General features: G+C 35.5%; 19 protein-coding genes. 8 read left to right on the top strand and 11 right to left on the bottom strand.

Annotated features, from left to right (window positions below; all coding sequences use genetic code 11):
* Nucleotide 1: 1 nt before the first annotated feature.
* The 6 genes from VBZ51_RS11750 to VBZ51_RS11725 form a co-directional block, all read right to left on the bottom strand.
* Nucleotides 2–628: an O-methyltransferase gene (locus tag VBZ51_RS11750; RefSeq protein ID WP_416577045.1), complete on the bottom strand. Its 627-nt coding sequence runs from the start codon at nucleotides 626–628 to the stop codon at nucleotides 2–4.
* A 170-nt stretch (nucleotides 629–798) separates the two neighbouring features.
* Entirely contained in the window at nucleotides 799–2,253 is a 1,455-nt protein-coding gene (locus VBZ51_RS11745; RefSeq protein ID WP_416577044.1) for a hypothetical protein, read from the bottom strand.
* Between the two features lie 107 nt (nucleotides 2,254–2,360).
* Entirely contained in the window at nucleotides 2,361–3,224 is an 864-nt protein-coding gene (locus VBZ51_RS11740; RefSeq protein ID WP_416577043.1) for a helix-turn-helix domain-containing protein, read from the bottom strand.
* 18 nt (nucleotides 3,225–3,242) lie between these two features.
* Nucleotides 3,243–3,815 (bottom strand): DUF2911 domain-containing protein, encoded by a 573-nt coding sequence (locus VBZ51_RS11735; RefSeq protein ID WP_416577042.1) that lies wholly within the window; start codon nucleotides 3,813–3,815, stop codon nucleotides 3,243–3,245.
* A 101-nt stretch (nucleotides 3,816–3,916) separates the two neighbouring features.
* Nucleotides 3,917–4,681, bottom strand: coding sequence for an SDR family NAD(P)-dependent oxidoreductase (locus VBZ51_RS11730; RefSeq protein WP_416577041.1), 765 nt, complete (start codon nucleotides 4,679–4,681; stop codon nucleotides 3,917–3,919).
* Nucleotides 4,682–4,790: 109 nt separating this feature from the next.
* Entirely contained in the window at nucleotides 4,791–5,519 is a 729-nt protein-coding gene (locus VBZ51_RS11725; RefSeq protein ID WP_348101403.1) for a phosphatase PAP2 family protein, read from the bottom strand.
* 182 nt (nucleotides 5,520–5,701) lie between these two features.
* Between VBZ51_RS11725 and VBZ51_RS11720 the strand changes: the two genes are divergently transcribed.
* Nucleotides 5,702–6,544: a 1,4-dihydroxy-2-naphthoyl-CoA synthase gene (locus VBZ51_RS11720; protein ID WP_058102702.1), complete on the top strand. Its 843-nt coding sequence runs from the start codon at nucleotides 5,702–5,704 to the stop codon at nucleotides 6,542–6,544.
* A gap of 450 nt (nucleotides 6,545–6,994) precedes the next feature.
* Here the strand turns inward: VBZ51_RS11720 and VBZ51_RS11715 are convergent, their stop codons facing one another.
* Together VBZ51_RS11715 and VBZ51_RS11710 are read right to left on the bottom strand one after the other, a co-directional pair.
* A complete protein-coding gene (locus tag VBZ51_RS11715) occupies nucleotides 6,995–8,329 on the bottom strand; it encodes a serine hydrolase domain-containing protein (protein WP_416577040.1) in 1,335 nt (444 codons plus the stop codon).
* Between the two features lie 52 nt (nucleotides 8,330–8,381).
* A complete protein-coding gene (locus tag VBZ51_RS11710) occupies nucleotides 8,382–8,783 on the bottom strand; it encodes a DUF2452 domain-containing protein (RefSeq protein ID WP_074674792.1) in 402 nt (133 codons plus the stop codon).
* A gap of 103 nt (nucleotides 8,784–8,886) precedes the next feature.
* On the opposite strand from VBZ51_RS11710, the gene VBZ51_RS11705 reads away from it, so the two are divergent.
* The 4 genes from VBZ51_RS11705 to VBZ51_RS11690 are packed head-to-tail and all read left to right on the top strand — an operon-like array spanning nucleotide 8,887 to nucleotide 12,964.
* The gene (locus VBZ51_RS11705) at nucleotides 8,887–10,398 is read left to right on the top strand and encodes an FG-GAP repeat domain-containing protein (protein ID WP_416577039.1); all 1,512 of its coding nucleotides are present in this window, start codon (nucleotides 8,887–8,889) and stop codon (nucleotides 10,396–10,398) included.
* 5 nt (nucleotides 10,399–10,403) lie between these two features.
* Nucleotides 10,404–10,829 (top strand): 3D domain-containing protein, encoded by a 426-nt coding sequence (locus tag VBZ51_RS11700; protein ID WP_416577038.1) that lies wholly within the window; start codon nucleotides 10,404–10,406, stop codon nucleotides 10,827–10,829.
* Nucleotides 10,826–11,488, top strand: coding sequence for a peptidoglycan recognition family protein (locus VBZ51_RS11695; protein WP_348427484.1), 663 nt, complete (start codon nucleotides 10,826–10,828; stop codon nucleotides 11,486–11,488). Before VBZ51_RS11700 ends, VBZ51_RS11695 begins: the two co-directional genes overlap by 4 nt.
* 12 nt (nucleotides 11,489–11,500) lie before the next feature.
* On the top strand, nucleotides 11,501–12,964 hold the full coding sequence (locus VBZ51_RS11690; RefSeq protein ID WP_416577037.1) for a M14 metallopeptidase family protein: 1,464 nt from the start codon (nucleotides 11,501–11,503) through the stop codon (nucleotides 12,962–12,964).
* A gap of 72 nt (nucleotides 12,965–13,036) precedes the next feature.
* On the opposite strand, the gene VBZ51_RS11685 is transcribed toward VBZ51_RS11690, so the two are convergent.
* Together VBZ51_RS11685 and VBZ51_RS11680 are read right to left on the bottom strand one after the other, a co-directional pair.
* The gene (locus VBZ51_RS11685) at nucleotides 13,037–13,867 is read right to left on the bottom strand and encodes an OmpA family protein (protein ID WP_416577036.1); all 831 of its coding nucleotides are present in this window, start codon (nucleotides 13,865–13,867) and stop codon (nucleotides 13,037–13,039) included.
* A 204-nt stretch (nucleotides 13,868–14,071) separates the two neighbouring features.
* Nucleotides 14,072–15,163: a vWA domain-containing protein gene (locus VBZ51_RS11680; protein WP_058102709.1), complete on the bottom strand. Its 1,092-nt coding sequence runs from the start codon at nucleotides 15,161–15,163 to the stop codon at nucleotides 14,072–14,074.
* A gap of 206 nt (nucleotides 15,164–15,369) precedes the next feature.
* Between VBZ51_RS11680 and VBZ51_RS11675 the strand changes: the two genes are divergently transcribed.
* Genes VBZ51_RS11675 through VBZ51_RS11665 form a run of 3 tightly spaced genes read left to right on the top strand, consistent with a single transcriptional unit; the run spans nucleotide 15,370 to nucleotide 18,094 of the window.
* Nucleotides 15,370–16,380: an XdhC family protein gene (locus tag VBZ51_RS11675; protein WP_416577035.1), complete on the top strand. Its 1,011-nt coding sequence runs from the start codon at nucleotides 15,370–15,372 to the stop codon at nucleotides 16,378–16,380.
* Nucleotides 16,381–16,387: 7 nt separating this feature from the next.
* Nucleotides 16,388–16,999 (top strand): nucleotidyltransferase family protein, encoded by a 612-nt coding sequence (locus VBZ51_RS11670; protein ID WP_416577034.1) that lies wholly within the window; start codon nucleotides 16,388–16,390, stop codon nucleotides 16,997–16,999.
* 3 nt (nucleotides 17,000–17,002) lie between these two features.
* Nucleotides 17,003–18,094, top strand: coding sequence for an amidohydrolase family protein (locus VBZ51_RS11665; RefSeq protein ID WP_416577033.1), 1,092 nt, complete (start codon nucleotides 17,003–17,005; stop codon nucleotides 18,092–18,094).
* Nucleotides 18,095–18,097: 3 nt separating this feature from the next.
* On the opposite strand, the gene VBZ51_RS11660 is transcribed toward VBZ51_RS11665, so the two are convergent.
* Complete coding sequence (locus VBZ51_RS11660; RefSeq protein WP_416577032.1) at nucleotides 18,098–18,244, bottom strand: hypothetical protein; 147 nt, start codon at nucleotides 18,242–18,244, stop codon at nucleotides 18,098–18,100.
* Nucleotides 18,245–18,314: the final 70 nt, after the last annotated feature.

Genomic DNA, 18,314 nt, shown 5'->3' with positions numbered 1-18,314 from the left:
GTTATTTAGAATTAATGATAACCACTTTACCGTCATGTTTTGGTGTTAAATGGTATTTGTTGGTTTGTTGTATTTCTTTTAAAAATCGTTTTGTATCGTGCATTTCCGCATTATCCACGTATACTATTGTTTTACTATGAAAATTGGGTTCTAGCATTAGAAAAAGGGATAGGTATAAATCTTTCCATCCATCAAGAAATAATAAATCTATAGGTTCCGCATATCCTTTAAGTGTTTCCATAGCATCGCCAATTCTCATTTCTATTAGGTGATCAACACCAGCACTTTTAAAATTCTCAATGGCTTTTTTTGCTTTAGAATCTATAAGTTCGGTTGTAACAATACTGCCATTTGTTTCTAGAATACCCTCGGCTAAATACAAAGTAGATATACCGAATGAAGAACCGAATTCAACCACATTTTTAATTCGATTTTCTTTAATAAGATGTACTATATCTACTCCTTGCTTTTTTGAAATGGCCAGGTAGGTATCCTTAAAATGTATGGGTCGTATAGGTCCTAGAATGCTTTTCGTCAAAGCCTTCATTATTCTTATATCATCGTATTTGGCATCTTCATACAAATTTGCCAATGTAGCTGCTATTTTTTGCTGTGCTGCAATTATCATATTTTGAACCTTTTAAAAGGAACAACCGTGTTAACGGCTATTCCTTTTCTATAAATTTTATGGGCACTGCCAAAGGGTATAATGCCCTGAGGCTTGCCTTTAATATAGAAGTTAGTTTCTTTTGAATGCCTCATGGGCTTGCCCTGAGGTGTTTTACTCTCTAGAGGGAATTAGAATTTTCCGTTCTCGTTTTTCCATTCGGATTTTGCAGGTATAGTAGCAATAACATCCCAGTGTTCTACAATTAAACCATTTTCCAATCTGAATAGATCATAATAAGCGGTATGGTCGCCTTTACCGAATTTACCTTCGCTAACGCTCAGCACATAGTTGCCCTGACCCAAAACCATATGTAGTTCATCATACTGCATTACCAGACCGTTATCCGCAAAATATTTCATTGCTGCCCCAAAACCATCCAAGCCATCTGCCACAGCGGGATTATGTTGAATGTACGTTGTTGTGTTGATGTAGTTGGTCACCTTATCCATTTCATGATTTAAAAGCACATTTTCTATAAAACCTTTGACTACAGCTTTATTTGCTTCTGTCTTATCTAGATCGGTCAGAGTAGTGGCACCGTCAAATTGAGTTCTGCCACTTGGATTCGGCTTTTGAACAGGTAATAGGTTGTCCCAATGCTCAATGATCATTCCATCTTCAAAACGGAAAATATCAAATCCTGCTTTTGGTCCAAAAAAGTCATATTCAGTATGCGTAAACACAAAATCCCCATCTTGAAAAGCACGTAGCACATTTGCTTTAAAGCCTCCTTCCGGGGCATGTTGCATTACTTCACTAAAACCTTGTAAGCCATCTGCCACCTCTAAATTGTGCTGAATGTACGTATTGGGATTAATGTAGGAAATAGGTGTTTGGTCACCTGTATTAAAGCTGTTCAATAACGCAATAACTTTGTTTTTATTAGATAATTTTACATTCTTTAAAGAGGTTAGTGATTGAAATCTGATCATATCTATGGTAGACTGATCCATCATCCCCATGAATTCTTTAGCAACCGCGGCATTCATAAAATCATTGATTACTGCATCTGAATGCGCTTTTGTATCCCAATACGCAACAGCAACTTGTTCTCCTTTTTTATTAAACCCAGTAATTCGTTGTAAAAATCCGGTTTGTTTTTCACTGAATTCTGGTCCAACCCGGTCGTTTACCGTATTAAAAGCTTCAACATTGGCACCTTCCTTTAATTTAAAGGTCATTACTTCTGTAAATGTGCTATTCGTAGCCGTAAATTCATCGGTTATTGTAAAACGGGACATCTTCATTGAAGAACCATCAATCATACCTGCATAACTGGCAACAGACTCATCTGACATAAATTTATTCATTGAAGCTTCTGCATCGGCAACTGATTTCCAATATACCAATACCACATATCTACCTTGTTCGTCAACACCGCTTTGACGTCTAATAAAACCAGGTTGCTTACTTGTAAAAGTTTCTTCTACTTCAGCATCTAATTTGTTAAATTCCAATTCACTTACGGTTGTCTTGATATTGAAACTAGTTACTTCTAAAACAGTCTCAACTTTTTTTTCTGGGCTGTTACAGCTGGCTATTGCCATCGTAAACAGACTAATTGCGAATAATTTTGATTTCATAATTTTCATTTTAGTTGATTTTAAGTGTAATTCTACACTGCAAAACTAAAATGGCAATAGTGGTATTCTATTATCAAAATGAGGCTAAGAATGGTAAATGTGAGTAATTATATTAGACTGTTTCTGAATGTTTTAGGAGAAACACCAGTATTTTTTTTAAAAAATTTGGTAAAATTGGTAAGCTCATCAAAGCCAATTTCGTACGCTATTTCTTTAAAGCCGTTATCTGTACTGACAATTGATCTTTTTGCTTCAAGAATTACGTAACCGTCAATAAAGGTTTTAGCTGTGTCCAAGGTAAATTCCTTAACTATTTCATTTAGGTGTTTGGTAGTAATGGTAAGCATTTCGGCATAGTCTTTCACATTCCTTGTAGTAGCATAATTTTGTTCTACTAAGTTTTTAAATGCGATGAAAATGGTGTAGTTCTTTGCATTATTATAGGGTAATTGCTGATCAAATTCTCGTTCAAGTCTCAATAAATAAAGATTGATCAAAGAGGCCACTATATTATTTCTAGCATAATCATTTGAATTCCTAAGCTCTTCATTTAATTCCTGTATAAAGGAATGATTTATCTCTTCATTTTCTGAAATAGGGGATGTGATGTGATAATTATACAGATGCGAAATCATATTGATCGAGGATTTTGAGAAGTGGTTCATCACAAAATTTTCTGTAAACAACACCAAAAACCCTTTGTAAGCGGCATTCTTCTGAAAAGCATGAACTTGACCTTTTGCCAATTTTAGTACCGAGCCTTTTTGTACGGTATAATCTTTTAAATCTACTTGATGTGTGCCATTGCCATCTGTAACGATCAATAATGCAAAAAAATGAATTCTGTGTGGTTGGGTAGGGTTATGATCTGTTATTTCAGGGATTCTAGCAAAAAACTTGGTCAGATTTAAACACTCAAAACTATGCTTATTATCGGCATCTTGAAATGATATGTCGGGTATGGTTTTCAAATCTAATACTATAGATTATTAATAACCAATAGGTATCTCAACCCTGTTCATATCCCAAGCAATATACATTAGAGCAACACCTTGTTCTGAGTCTTCAAATTGAATGGAAAATTCTTCTACGGGTTGATCGTTCTGTAAGACATGTGCATCAACTCTTAAAACATCATTTTTATCATCATAGCTATAGTGTCCCCATTGATCAACATCGCTGTTAAATATAATGGTCCATATCTCTTCGGTAGGTATAGCATACATAGTATACGTTCCTTCCCTAAGTAATTTACCATCTATTTTAACGTCTTGATAAACCTTTATCTCAGTTGCCTCATTAGCACCAAGTCGCCATATTTCATTGTAGTTGACCATACCACCAAAAACTTGGCGACCTTTCTTTTGGGGTCTACTATAATCTATTTTTAGAATAGGGCTGTCAGGTAAATTTCGCTCTGGAGCAAATTTTATATCATGGGCAAAATGATCAGGTAAATACGCCCTGTCTAACGGACTTTTATCTAAGCCCCTAAAACTTTGGGCAAAACTAACTGAAGTAACTAGGCTTAGGCAGGCGATAAGTAGCGTAATTTTTTTCATAATAATTAAATAAGTTTAAAATGATTTAGCATTTAAATTTAATGATAATTAAAATGAAAACTAGACTATTCGCTAGGTATCTACCTAAGAATCAACATTGCTTATAACATCAATCCTCCGGTCGCTTCAATACGTTGACCGTTGATCCAACCTGCATCTTCTGTACACAAGAAGGCTACAACACCTCCTATGTCTTCGGGTTCACCAACGCGACCTAAAGCCGTATTACTACTAATTTTCTGACGTCTTTCCTCATTATCTTTATTTGCGCCACCACCAAAGTCTGTACCAACGGCACCAGGAGCCACTACATTTGCCCTTATTTTTTTTGAACTCAACTCTTTTGCCAAAAACCTTGTAAATACATCAATACCACCTTTCATACTTGCATACGCAGAAGAACCCGGTATGGTAACACGTACCAACCCAGAGGATATATTTATAATACCGCCACCATCATTTAATTGGTCTACGGCATGTTGGGTTAGAAAATAAACGCCTTTTAAGTGAATGTTCATCATATCATCAAAATCGGCTTCGGTGGTTTCTAAAAAAGGCTTGTAAATTCCCGTTCCGGCATTATTTATCAAATAATCAAATTTAGCTACGCGATAATTTTCATTCAAATACATGCTAATTCTCTTAAAAAAACTAGAGAAATTTGACGTATCGCTTGTATCTAATTGAAATGCAACAGCTTTTTGCCCCAGTTCTTCAATTTGTTTGACCACTTGTTCAGCAGCCTCTTTTTTGGAGTGGTAGGTCAAAATTATATCTAATCCTTTTTCAGCGATCTTTAATGCAATATTCTTACCTATTCCACGGCTACCACCTGTAACCAAGGCAATTTTTGAAGATGATTTCATGATGTTCAATGTCTATAATTTGTGAAGTTTTTAGTGTAACTAAAATACAGATACCGTTTTTTCAATAGTACTTCAGCTACGTTATTTTTTTATTAAAGTTGATCTTTACTTAAGTTTTGGGGTCGCGTTTAAATAATTGAATTAGATCAAATACCAAAACACAGAAAACAACCCAGATAAAACCAGCAATGAATCCGCCCGCAATATCGGATGGAAAGTGCACCCCTAAATAAATTCGACTAATACCAATACTTAAAATTACCGTTAATAATACTATCACCAATAAGTATTTAAACACTTTTTGAATGTCGAATTTGATCACCAAAAAAATGAGAAAGCCATAGAAAGCCATTGCACTCATGGCATGTCCGCTAGGATAACTTAAGGTTTCCACAGAGACCAAATGTTCTATTCCTGGTCTAGCTCTATCAATAAATCGTTTTAACATCATATTTGAAACTGTTGCCAATGCTAACACCAAAGTTGCCTGTACAATATATTTCCAACGTTTAAAGACCAAAAGGGAGACTAACAAAAAAATGGATAATACAATTAAATAACCATAAGTATCGCCAACATTGGTCATAAATTTAAAGTAGTTGGTTAAGCTAGGTGTACGTCTAGAAACAATGTAATCGGTTATTGCAGTATCATAATTGGCAAGCATTTCGGTCTTTAATGTCTCTGTTAATTCTACAAATAGATTTATGCCGCCAACGACTATAACAAGGGCAATAATTACAGTTATCACATAAGGTAACGTTGTATTGTACTGGTTAAGCTTATTTTCTAAAAATTCTCGTAGCGATTTTATAAATGTAAAAAGGGATTGTTTCATGAAACGATCTATTTAATTCGATGTAAACTTAGCCGATATGGGTCAATATCAGTGTTTCAAACAAATTGATAAATAACTCGTTTGAGTTAAACTCATTTTTTAAAGGGGTATGTGATCATACAGATTTGGACGAGTATATTCTGAAACCTTATCTTTATGCGATAATAGAACTGTTAGAAATTATGAAATCACCCGATTGGAAAACTGCCATAGAATTTGATGATATTACTTATAAAAAATGTGACGGCGTAGCACGTATTGCTTTCAATAGGCCTAATGTGCGCAATGCCTTTAGACCACATACCACAAGTGAACTTATAAAAGCATTTTATGATGCACAGGAAGATACTTCTATAGGAGTGGTGCTACTTTCTGCGGAAGGTCCTTCAACTAAAGACGGAATATGGTCTTTTTGTAGCGGTGGCGACCAAAAGGCTAGGGGAGAGAAAGGATATGTTGGGCAAGATGGACAGCACCGTTTGAATATTCTTGAAGTACAACGAATGATTCGTTTTATGCCCAAAGTGGTGATCTGTGTTGTACCGGGTTGGGCCGTAGGTGGCGGACATAGCCTTCACGTAGTTTGTGATATGACCTTGGCCAGTAAGGAACATGCTATTTTTAAACAAACCGATGCTGATGTTACCAGCTTTGATGGTGGATACGGTTCTGCATATTTGGCAAAAATGGTGGGACAGAAAAAAGCACGTGAAATTTTCTTTTTAGGTAGAAACTATTCCGCACAAGATGCGTTTGACATGGGTATGGTCAATGCCGTTATACCCCATGATGAGTTAGAGGATACTGCTTTTCAATGGGCACAAGAAGTTTTGGAGAAATCTCCAACTTCTATTAAAATGCTTAAGTTCTCCATGAACCTAACCGATGACGGTATGGTAGGTCAGCAAGTATTTGCCGGTGAAGCAACAAGATTGGCTTATATGACCGAAGAAGCAAAAGAAGGTAGAAATGCATTTCTAGAAAAGCGTAAACCTGATTTTGGCAAGGACAATTGGCTACCGTAGGTTGGTTGTCCGTTGATGGTTGTTCGTTGATGGTTGTCCGTTGATGGTTGTCCGTTGATGGTTGTCCGTTGATGGTTGTTTTAAAAAAGTTCATTTTTTCTTTTGGAAAAATGAACTTTTTTATGCTAAAAGCTAAAAGTGGTTGTTCAAACGCGAAGCGTTTAGCTATCATAAAGCAGTACTTAATACTCAGTACTTTTTACTTAATACTTTTTTCTGAACACTTAAAACAAAAACCACCCTAAACTAAAAAGAGTCCAACCCTTTGAAGATCAGACTCTTTTACGAGAACACTATATGAAAATGAAAAAATTTATTTCGTTTTTAACAACACTGTAAAGATATATATGTTCTTCAGTTCGTAGAAACTATTGTTGTCATGTAAGAGCAATCTGTTGTGTGTTTCTTGAGAATTGTGGTGTTGCTTAAATTATTTAAAGCTAAAGTGTATTATTGAATAGACCTTATGATTTCCTTTAACAATGTATTGAACTGTTCGTCAGATTGCTCTTCCAGTCCGGTACGTACCACAACTAAATCTTTAGAGGGTATTATGAATATGCGTTGACCTTGAAATCCGTTTACGGAATACAGGTCTTTTGATATATCTGGATATTTTCCATTTGCATTCAACCAAAAATGTGCACCGTAGACTCCATCAGAATTTACGGTAGGGGTAGAAACATAATCCACCCAAGTTTCCGAGAAAATACGTTCCCCGTTCCAATCCCCTTTATTTAAATATAGTAGCCCAAACTTAGCCCAATCTCTGGTAGTAGCCCAAGCATAGGATGATAGTATGTAATTACCCATTAAATCCGTCTCTAACAACATTGAATTCATACCAATTTTATCGATCAATTCTTGATAAGGAAAATCTAGATATTCTTGGTGGGTTTCAAATTGTTCGCGCAATATCCCTGACAAAAGATTGGTGGTACCGGAAGAGTAGTTCCAAATTTCGGTCGGGTCCGCGATTACGTTTTTATTACGCTGCGCCAAAGTCATATCCGAATCTAAAAAAAGCATGCGGGTAACGTCTGATATTTTAAAATAATTTTCTTCCCAAGCCAAACCACTCTGCATGCGTAATAAATGATCTATAGTAATATTACTTTTCAGATTTTTCATACGTATCTCATTGCCAAATGGTTTATAATCCATCTTCATTTCCCCTTGATATTCTAAAATACCATAAAGTGTAGCTAATAAACTTTTAGTCATAGACCACCCCAATATTTTGGTATCCTCCGTAAATCCTCTAATATAGCGTTCACCTATGATTTGGTTTTTATGAACCACCAATAGAGACCTTGTTCTCTGTTCAGGATCTTTAAAAGCATTTTCAAATGCGACCTCTAATTTATCATAATCAACATTCGCTAAAATGGTATCTTTTACACCGTTGTTACCAAAAGGAAACGGTAGTGTATCTTTTACGAAAAACCTGTTGGGGATGATATCAAAATTATGCTTCTCATATTCGTCATTGGTCAAGACGGCACCTAACCCCTCCTTGAAAACCGCTTTTCTTGGCATAAGTCCATAAACACTTGCCGTAGCGGAATTATCCTCAGTGGAAACCTCACAATCAGATAACTTGATTAAAGGCATTTCGTGATCGTTTAAAATTACATCCACGGGTTCTCTATCCGCAATAAATACACTGGATGCCATACTTTTTGATGCGTAACCGGAAATGAGGTTCAGCTTTGGGTAATTAAAATAAATAGCGGCAATAATGCCTACCAAGGCAATTCCTAAAAGTAATTTTAACTTTCTCATTATTGTTTGATGGTTTTTATCTGATTGAAAATCAGAATTCTTAAATGGCAACTTACAATTTTTGCCAAGTTTTATCTGCAGATAACCTAAAACTTCCTAAATAGTCAAAATTGCATTCTTGGGGCAAAATCAATGATAGAAAGGTACTCTGGTCTTTAGCACGGTACAAATGATACTCCTTACCTACAATGGGTTCAAAACTAAACTTAGCATTGTAGACCAAATTGTTATATTCAAAATCGGTCATTAATTTATCATAAGCCTTCTGCAAAGCTTCATACTGTGCTTTAAACTGGTTATTAGCACCTACAATATGGGTGTTTTTCCATGAAGTAACATCGGGTGGTGTAATTCTTGGGGCCGCTACACCACTTGCAAATGGCAGTAGTTTTCCATGATATTCTTGAGCATCTTCATCAAAGACGACATTATCCGGTTTTTTTTCTTTTTTCATATCAACAAATTTAAAGAAAAGCATTCATGTATATTGCAAGGTTTTAAGGGTATAGGTATCTTCCATATTCTATTGAAGTCACTATACGAAATCATTATAATTGATGAATTTAAAATTATGTTTTTACTGTATTGTATTTATGGTCTTTATTTCATGCAATACAGAGAAACCTTCTAGGGAGGAAGCCCTTTTTACTGGTTACTGTGCTAGTTGTCATATTGCTCCAGATATACAATCTTTACCTAAAGATATCTGGAAAAATGAAGTGTTACCCGAAATGGGAGCCAGAATGGGCATATTTACCAAAGGAAAACACCCTTATTACAAGCTGCCTTTTCATGAACAAATTGCTGTAATCAAAACTGGCGTTTACCCTTCAAAACCTTTAATTCCGTTAGAAGACTGGAAACTACTAAAGGAATATATAATTGAATTGGCTCCAGATAGTCTTCTAAGTAATGTTCATAAAACTGAAAGTACACCACTAGATACATTCACGGCTTTCCCTATAAGTTTAGATAGCGTAAAGGGCAGTATGATTACATATTTGGATATCGATAGTGAAAAAAACAGAATAATTACAGGTAGCCGTCAAGGAGAATTAAATACATATGATTTAAATACCAAGACCTTTGAGCTTTTAGGAGATTTCGACTCCGCAATAATCAATGCCAGAATTTTAAACGATAGTGTGTATGTCACTAGTATGGGGAAAATGGACCCCAATGAAATACCACGTGGCGCAGCTGTTTTAAGAAAAGGAAATGAAACAGCGGTATTACAGGATTCTCTCCATAGACCGGTACACACGCTATTTTTAGACCTTGATAAAAATGGTAGTGAGGAAATTGTTATTAGCGAGTTTGGAGACTTAAAAGGAAAATTAACCTTATTAAAGAAAAATGATTTCGGGTTTTACGAAGAACAAGTGCTACTAGCTTTGCCAGGTGCGTTAAGGGTAATACCTAAAGATATGAACAACGATGGTAAAGAGGATTTGGTAGTGTTGTTTGCACAAGGTGATGAATCGGTCTATATATTATACCAACAAGAAAATTTAAAATTCGAAGCTGAAAAGGTACTACGGTTTAGTCCGGTCTATGGATCTAGCTGGATTGAGCTTATTGATTATAATAAAGACGGATTTGAGGATATCATCACCGTAAATGGAGACAATGCAGACAAATCTTTTGTAAACAAACCATATCACGGAATGCGAATTCATATAAATGATGGGCAGAACAACTTTAAAGAATCATATTTTCATCCATTAAACGGTGCTACAAGGGTTATTGCCAATGATTTTGATCAAGACGGGGACATTGATTTTGCTTTGTTGGCTACTTTCCCCGATTTTGATAATCACCCTGATTATAATTTCATATATCTGGAAAATAAGGAAAGTACTTCCTATACGTTTTCCCAAGAGCATTTAACCGACACCAAATTAGGAAGGTGGTTTTTAATGGATGCCGAAGATATTGATGATGATGGAGATATTGACATCGTACTTAGTGCCCTTAGTTTTTCATTTACACCAGCCCCGGAACACTTAGAAGAAGCATGGAAAGAAAGTTATACGGATCTACTAATTTTAAAAAATAAGCTACATTAGTAACTATGTTGAAAAGAGGGGTCGTTTTATTTTTTGCCATTTTGGTGCTAAGTTGCCAAGAAGAAGTGGTAATAGATAAATACGATTGGGTGCCTATAGAAGTTACGGCAACGGCCTATAATTCAATACCCAACCAAACATCATACGAACACCCTGCAATTACGGCATGGGGCGACTCCATAAAACCAGGAAAAAAATGGATAGCCGTCTCTAGAGATCTTTTAAAAAAAGGGCTTTCTTATAATACTCTGGTAAAGATAGATACCTTTGAAGGCATTTATATTGTAAAAGATAAAATGCATTCTAGATGGCGTAACCGTATAGATATTTATATGGGTGAAAATATTGAAAATGCCAAGGAGTGGGGAAGAAGAAAAATTACTATATCATACGCTGTTGAAAAGGACAGCACGGAAAGCATCATTAAATGAAAAAGTATCTTTTTTACATCGTTTTAATAGGTTTATTTTCATGTTCTTCATCTAAAACTATTGTAGAACGACCAATTACTTTTAATGAGGAAAGGAAGGTGTTAACCTTGGAATACTTGCAAAACAGATACGGATTAGAGCAAGATTCCCCTGAGATCGACCCTAAAATGATCGTATTGCATTGGACGGTTATTCCAACATTTGAAAAATCTTTTGCAGCTTTTGATCCCGTATCATTACCCAATTGGAGACCTGATATTAAAAATGTGAGCGGTTTAAATGTATCTTCCCAGTTTATGATAGATAGGGATGGCACCATATATCAATTACTGCCAGAAACAACCATGGCACGCCATGTAATTGGGTTAAACCATTGTGCCATTGGTGTTGAAAATGTTGGTGGTACGGATGATTTGCCTTTGACCAAAGCACAGCTAAAGTCTAACATTTGGCTTGTTAGATACTTAAAGGACAAATATGACATAGACTATCTAATTGGTCATTATGAGTACACGCTCTTTGAAAACCATCCGCTATGGTTAGAACAAGATGAAGGATATAGAACTAAAAAGACCGATCCTGGTACAGTCTTCATGAACGATGTTAGAAAAGCGGTCAAAGATTTGAACTTTAAAAAATTACCTACTAATCATAATTAATATAATTATAGAATGAAACACCTATTATTAGCCGCATTGTTTTTATGCTCTTGTTCAGTCATTTGCCAAACCGACAACATTACCTCCCAATTGTATGATACCTATGAGAATTACAAAGAAGGTTCTATTGGGAAGAGACGGATTAAACGAGCAGATATTCAACCATTGATAGACAATTATACGGCAAACGATAAATTTAAGGTTCAAACCGTAGGAAAGTCGATCGGCGGAAAAAAGTTAAGTTTAATTAGTATTGGCTCTGGGGAAACCAATGTATTTCTTTGGTCTCAAATGCATGGTGACGAACCTACAGCGACACAGGCTATATTTGATATTCTGAATTTTTTTGACAGCGCAAATTTTAAAAAAGAAAAAGAGGAGATCCTAGCTAATTTAACCATTCATTTTTTACCCATGCTGAACCCAGATGGGGCAGAACTTTTTCAAAGACGTAATCTCTTGGGTATAGATATCAATAGAGATGCCCTACGATTGCAATCGCCCGAATCTAAAACTTTAAAAAGGGTGAGGGACAGTTTAAATGCCGATTTCGGATTCAACCTACATGATCAAAGCACGTACTATAATGCGGAACGAACAGAAAAGCCTGCTACCATTTCTTATTTAGCACCGGCTTATAATTATGAAAAGGATATTAATGAAACCCGTGGCGATGCCATGAAAATTATTGTGTTCATGAATGATATTCTTCAAAAGTATGCCCCGGGACAAGTAGGTAGATATAATGATGATTTTGAGCCACGGGCTTTTGGAGATAATATTCAAAAATGGGGGACAAGTACCATTTTAATAGAGTCTGGCGGTTACCCCAATGATATTGAAAAACAGGAAATTAGGAAGCTAAATTACACTTCAATTTTATCGGCCATATATACGATCGCAAAAAAATCTTACGAAACCATTGCTATTGAGAAATATGAGGAAATTCCCGAAAATGACAGAAAGTTGTTTGATCTTAAAATAACAGGAGCAAGTTATAACCTAATGGGTAATACCTACGTTTTGGACCTAGGTATCAATCAAATTGAAGTAGATTACCCGGATCATAATTCATTTTGGTATAGTAGCAGAATATTGGACCAAGGTGATCTTTCTACATATTATGGTTATGAAACCTTAGATGCCACTGGGTATACCATAAAACAAGCAAAAGTATATCCAAGGACTTTAAATTCTTTTGAAGAGGTAAAAGCTTTGAATTTCAATGATATTTTAAAACAGGGATTTGGGTATGTGCGTTTATCAACGTTTCCTGCAAAGCGCATTAATTCGCCATTTCCAGTGCACTTGATTGGTGCAAAATACAATGTTCATGAATTGAACTTATCACCCGGAATAAATCCTACGTTCTTTTTGGAAAAAAATGGAGTTACGGAATATGCGGTCATTAATGGATTTTTGGTCAACTTAAAAAAGACCGATATCAATGTACCCAATAGTATGATTTTTAGATAAAGGTCATACCATTAATGGAATAAAAAAAGGGAAGCATTTGCTTCCCTTTTTTACATATATAGATTTTGTGCTTTACATAGCATCTTCTGCATCTAAAAGTGCAAAAAACTTATCTAAGTTTGGCAAAATAACAATCTTAGTTCTTCTGTTCATAGCCATGTGCTCTTTAGTATCGTTCTCTACCAATGGTAAGTAGCTACTTCTACCAGAAGCAATTAATTGAGAAGGATCTACGTCATATTCTTTCTGTAATTTACGTACGATTGAAGTTGCACGCTTTACACTTAAATCCCAGTTATCCGTAACCATAGGAGTGTTAATAGTTCTAGAATCTGTATGACCTTCTACCATAACTTCCATACTTGGCTCTGACTTGATAACATCCGCCAATTTTTTAAGAATATTGTCAGCTTTGTTACTTACTCTATAACTAGCTGTATTGAACAATAACTCATCAGAAATATTAATCATAACCACAGTCTTATCAATACTAACATCAATATCTTCTCCCTCTTCAGAGATAGACTGCTTTAATTTGTAAGAAACTGCCAAGTTCATTGAATCTTGTAATGTTTTAGCACCAGCTAATTTTGCAGGGTCAACATTTTTCAATGTATTTCTCATTTTAGCCTTTGTGTTGTTGCTCATTACAGCTACATCGTCCACACTTGTGAACTGGCTATCGTTCATTTCCTTTAAAGAGTTTATTTTATTATTGTACTCTTCAACACGAGCTTCAATACGTGTCATTTGAGCTTGCAACTCTTCTTTTTCTACTTGTGTTTTCTGTAAGATACTTTGGGTTTGAGATAAGTTATCTTCTAATGCAACATATTTCTTTTTTGAAACACATGAAGTTAAAAGCGCTACAGATACTATAGTAACTAAGGATAATCTTTTCATTTTGTTCTTTTTAATTAATATTAGTTTAATCGTTTTTATATACGGCTTAAACAGAATTACGGATGTTTAAATTTTTAACTCAATCCGTTTTTCCCTGTAAAATACGTCTACAACAAAATGATTATCAATATGTTGTTCATTTCGGTTAAGAGCAAAAAAAAGAAGCATTTACATGCTTCTTTTTACTTTTTGTAGGTGTTATATCTATTCGCAACCTCCGGTAAATCCGTTTGCACTAAACTTGGTTTGTACCGCTCCTTGTCTAGATCCTGTATTGATCTGTATAGCTAAGTTATTTTCACCGCTACCATCTCTTTTAGGACTACAATATTCAAATAAATAGAAACTATTGGCTCTTTCAGAAACCTTTTCGGAGATATCTCTAAATGTTGTTTCCAGCTCATCTTTGTTGGTAGCAAAGACACTAGCCGTTTTACCAACAGCTGTTAGAACCTCAGTGTCAATTTCAGCACCAAGCCCAATACTAAAGAAGGAAATATTGGCATTTGCCTCATTAACTTTTTTCAGGGCAGCACTTTCCGTATAACGTGATGCTTGATCGGTACCATCAGTAAATATCACAACTGATGCAGCTCCGATTTTACCATCGGCCGTAGAAACCTTTACTAAATCTGATGCAATATCGGTCGATTTGATAACGGCTCCATATAAGTCTGTTGAAGGGTCATTACTGATATCATCTGTTATACCCTCAATAGCATCTTTCAATTCAGTTTTTGAAGGAGTAAGCTCATTTAATAAATGTAATTCATCCTCACCATCAAACCAGTAGATAGCCATTTTTACAGATTCTTGTGTAGTAGCAGGCATTACAGCGTCAACAAAACTAGTTGAAGCTAATTTTAGCTCTTCTAGACTACTGCTCAATACACTATTACTTAAATCAAGTACCAATAAGGTATTGTTCGAGAAAATTTGTGAATTTGGAGAAATACGTGCCGATGATTCTGACGTTGAAATGGTATTAAAACAATCATCATTTCTACCTTGCTCATAAATAGTGAACTGGTCTGCCGTTAACCCAGGTACAGGGTTTCCATTGGTATCAGATACTTTGAAAAATACTGACACTTTACCTGGCAATGTGGTATATTGATCTTGTATGGATAATACGAGCTCACCTTCTTCCAAACCTAAACATTCATCAACTTCCGTTCCTTCTCCCAGTCCGTCTCCAGTGTTCAAAATCATGCTTACATCATCATCTGCGTTACCACAAGAAACAAGTAGGGTAACCATAAAAAACACACTAAAGGTTTTTAAAAAATTTTTCATATTCAATTATTACGGGTTCAACTAGCAGAACGCACAAAGTTTATTTAAATTATAGCGAATAATAAAATTAATGTTAAAGATTGTTAAAGCTTACCCACTTGAAGCCTTTAAATTCTACAAGACCTATATTTTGTTAGGCTTAAGCACATAACGCTTCATAATATAAATTATAATTTCACTACATTAGAAGATGTAAAATGCAATGAATGACCCACGAGTTCAAAAGGATATTTAACGAGTATAGACTAGCCAAAGCTTCTGGTTTAAAATGTGTTTTGGCCACAGTAGTAGATTTAGACGGTTCTTCTTATCGTAGACCCGGTGTTCGTATGCTTATACGCGAAGACCATGTTATGATCGGTGCGGTCAGTGGTGGTTGTGTTGAGAAAGAAGTGTTGTTTCAGGCACAATCGGTATTTAAAAACAATTGTGCAAAACTAATGACGTATGATGGCAGGTATAGATTAGGATGTGAAGGAATACTTTATTTGTTATTGGAACCATTTGAGCCAAACGAAACTTGTTTGCATGCATTTGACCAGGTAATTAAGGATAGAAAATCATTTCAATTAGTTACATCTTACGAAAGAACTTATGGGGAACTTAAAGGATTCGGTACTTTTATCACCATAAATGCTACTAATTATGCTTTTAACATGCTAACCGAAAGGCAAACAGAAGCGCTGCATTTTTCTCAGGTTATGGCTCCTTGCCAACGACTTTTGTTAATTGGTGGTGAACATGACGCCGTTCAGCTTTCCCAATTTGGTTTAGGCATGGGCTGGGAGGTAAGTGTTGCCGTTACCCCTAAAGAAGATAAAACCTTAGAGGATTTTCCAGGTATTGATTCCATATTAATCTATGAACCAGAAGATTTTCCAGTAGATATCATAGATAGCAATACTGCCGTATTACTAATGACCCATAGCTATGTAAAAGATTTGAAATACCTAATATCTTTAAAAAACTGTAATCCTGCGTATTTGGGAGTATTGGGTCCGGCAAGGCGAAGAGAAAATCTATTATCGGAATTATTGGAACATGACATGGATATAGACATCAGTTTTGTTGAACGTATTCATGGTCCTGCAGGGTTGAATATAGGTGCCGAAACACCACAGGAAATAGCAATATCGATTTTAGCGGAAATTTTAACGGTAATCAGAAAAACCGAACCTATGATGCTAAAAGATAAGTTGAAAGAAATTCATCATTAACATGGCTATGAAGATTGCTGTATTGATTATGGCCGCAGGTGCCTCAAGAAGAATGGAAGGCATTAAACAACTTATGCCCTGGAAAGACTCTAATTTTCTAGTTGAAACTATAAAAACTGTTCAAAAATCTGATACCACAAGTATTAACGTTGTTCTAGGTTCTAATGCGGATCTTATCGCATCTACCTGTCAATTAACTAAAATGAATATAAATGTATTCACCAATACCCATTGGGATAAGGGTTTAGGTAATAGTATAGCATACGGTGTTCAATCATTACTAAAGCAGCATGAACCATATAACGGTATTTTAATTTGTTTGGCTGATCAGCCCCTACTTGAACACCAACATTTAAACAATTTAATTGACCAATTTGAAAAAAACACTTCTAAAATTATAGCTACGGATTATAATGCAAAAGCAGGTGTTCCTGTATTGTTCCCTACATTGCACTTTAAGGCATTGTCTCAACTAGATGGTGATTTTGGGGCAAAAGATTATTTGAATAAACATACCAACAACATCATCTCTTTAAATGCTGCAAGGCAAATAATAGATATTGATACCACCAGAGAATACGAACAGTTAATGGCAGAAGCCAAAAAAACACATATTTAGCAAATGACCCGACTTAAGAGCACTTTTTTAATAACTATTTTGGCCGTAGTTTCATTACCTAGTTTTGCCCAAGAAATGGGCTTTGAAGAATACAATCCAACATCTACATTAGTTGTACCGGGAACAGAGATCACAAAAGCAAAATTCCCGTTCATTGATGTTCATAGCCATCAAAGAGATATGTCTGTAGAAGCCTTAAATGGACTAATTACCCACATGGATGCCATGAACGAAGCCATAATGGTGAACCTAAGTGGTAGATCGGGCAAAAGTTTAAAAGAAAAAGTAGATAATATCAATAAAAGCTATCCTAATAGATTTGTAGTATTTGCCAATGTTGATTTTGAAGGAGCAAAAGATATGGCATGGGGCGAACAAGCTGCAGCTCAATTAGAACAAGACATAAAGAATGGCGCTAAAGGACTAAAAATATTTAAAAGCTTAGGACTGAGAAATAAAGATGCCAATGGCAACCGATTGGCCATTGATGACCCTCGCTTAGATCCCATTTGGGCCAAATGTGCCCAAATGGGCGTTCCAGTATTAATACACGCGGCTGATCCCAAATCTTTTTGGGATGATATGGATGCAGATAATGAACGTTGGCTAGAGCTAAAAACCCATCCTAGAAGAAAACGTACGGCAACAGATCCCGCCCCGTTTGAACAGATTATTCAAGAACAGCACAATGTATTTAAAAAACACCCTAATACTAAATTTATTAATGCCCACATGGGTTGGCACGCAAATAACTTAGAAAAACTAGGTGAATTATTAGATGAAATGCCAAACATGAATGTTGGGATATCTGCTGTAATTGCCGAGTTAGGAAGACAGCCACAACATGCAAGAGCTTTTTTTATCAAATATCAAGACAGGGTATTATTTGGAAAAGACAGTTGGAAGCCCGAAGAATTTCCGACGTATTTTAGGGTGCTTGAAAGCAATGACGAGTATTTTCCCTACTACAAGAAATACCATGCTTTTTGGGCAATGTACGGATTAAATTTACCCGATGAAGTGTTAAGGAAATTGTACTACCAAAACGCTCTAAACCTTATTCCTGGTTTAGATACTTCTTTGTTCGAAGAGTAAAACCTACACCTTTTTGAGTTCAATGGTTTCTTCTACAGCAGGAATATCATCTACATTTTGAAAAATGCCACATGAAACTTGTTTCTTGACCAAGCTTTGTGTGCTTTTTCTTTTTGTCAATGCTTCTATCTCAGGATTTAAAAACTGCATATCACGTATTTTTTTAATAAAACGTACATATGTATCTCATGTTGTATGAGTTAGAATTAATTTACCCTAA

The sequence above is a fragment of the Maribacter sp. HS genome, assembly GCF_048059195.1.
Classification (GTDB): domain Bacteria; phylum Bacteroidota; class Bacteroidia; order Flavobacteriales; family Flavobacteriaceae; genus Maribacter; species Maribacter dokdonensis.
The sequence above is the reverse complement of the archived record's forward strand: the minus strand, read 5'-3'. Positions and strand labels throughout refer to the sequence as shown.

Bases quoted from the DNA above. Each gene is read 5' to 3' on its own strand.
- VBZ51_RS11750 (WP_416577045.1), bottom strand. From the start codon at position 628: ATGATAATTGCAGCACAGCAAAAAATAGCAGCTACATTGGCAAATTTG.
- VBZ51_RS11745 (WP_416577044.1), bottom strand. From the start codon at position 2,253: ATGAAATCAAAATTATTCGCAATTAGTCTGTTTACGATGGCAATAGCC.
- VBZ51_RS11735 (WP_416577042.1), bottom strand. From the start codon at position 3,815: ATGAAAAAAATTACGCTACTTATCGCCTGCCTAAGCCTAGTTACTTCA.
- VBZ51_RS11730 (WP_416577041.1), bottom strand. From the start codon at position 4,681: ATGAAATCATCTTCAAAAATTGCCTTGGTTACAGGTGGTAGCCGTGGA.
- VBZ51_RS11725 (WP_348101403.1), bottom strand. From the start codon at position 5,519: ATGAAACAATCCCTTTTTACATTTATAAAATCGCTACGAGAATTTTTA.
- VBZ51_RS11720 (WP_058102702.1), top strand. From the start codon at position 5,702: ATGAAATCACCCGATTGGAAAACTGCCATAGAATTTGATGATATTACT.
- VBZ51_RS11715 (WP_416577040.1), bottom strand. From the start codon at position 8,329: ATGAGAAAGTTAAAATTACTTTTAGGAATTGCCTTGGTAGGCATTATT.
- VBZ51_RS11710 (WP_074674792.1), bottom strand. From the start codon at position 8,783: ATGAAAAAAGAAAAAAAACCGGATAATGTCGTCTTTGATGAAGATGCT.
- VBZ51_RS11705 (WP_416577039.1), top strand. From the start codon at position 8,887: ATGAATTTAAAATTATGTTTTTACTGTATTGTATTTATGGTCTTTATT.
- VBZ51_RS11700 (WP_416577038.1), top strand. From the start codon at position 10,404: ATGTTGAAAAGAGGGGTCGTTTTATTTTTTGCCATTTTGGTGCTAAGT.
- VBZ51_RS11695 (WP_348427484.1), top strand. From the start codon at position 10,826: ATGAAAAAGTATCTTTTTTACATCGTTTTAATAGGTTTATTTTCATGT.
- VBZ51_RS11690 (WP_416577037.1), top strand. From the start codon at position 11,501: ATGAAACACCTATTATTAGCCGCATTGTTTTTATGCTCTTGTTCAGTC.
- VBZ51_RS11685 (WP_416577036.1), bottom strand. From the start codon at position 13,867: ATGAAAAGATTATCCTTAGTTACTATAGTATCTGTAGCGCTTTTAACT.
- VBZ51_RS11680 (WP_058102709.1), bottom strand. From the start codon at position 15,163: ATGAAAAATTTTTTAAAAACCTTTAGTGTGTTTTTTATGGTTACCCTA.
- VBZ51_RS11675 (WP_416577035.1), top strand. From the start codon at position 15,370: ATGACCCACGAGTTCAAAAGGATATTTAACGAGTATAGACTAGCCAAA.
- VBZ51_RS11670 (WP_416577034.1), top strand. From the start codon at position 16,388: ATGAAGATTGCTGTATTGATTATGGCCGCAGGTGCCTCAAGAAGAATG.
- VBZ51_RS11665 (WP_416577033.1), top strand. From the start codon at position 17,003: ATGACCCGACTTAAGAGCACTTTTTTAATAACTATTTTGGCCGTAGTT.
- VBZ51_RS11660 (WP_416577032.1), bottom strand. From the start codon at position 18,244: ATGCAGTTTTTAAATCCTGAGATAGAAGCATTGACAAAAAGAAAAAGC.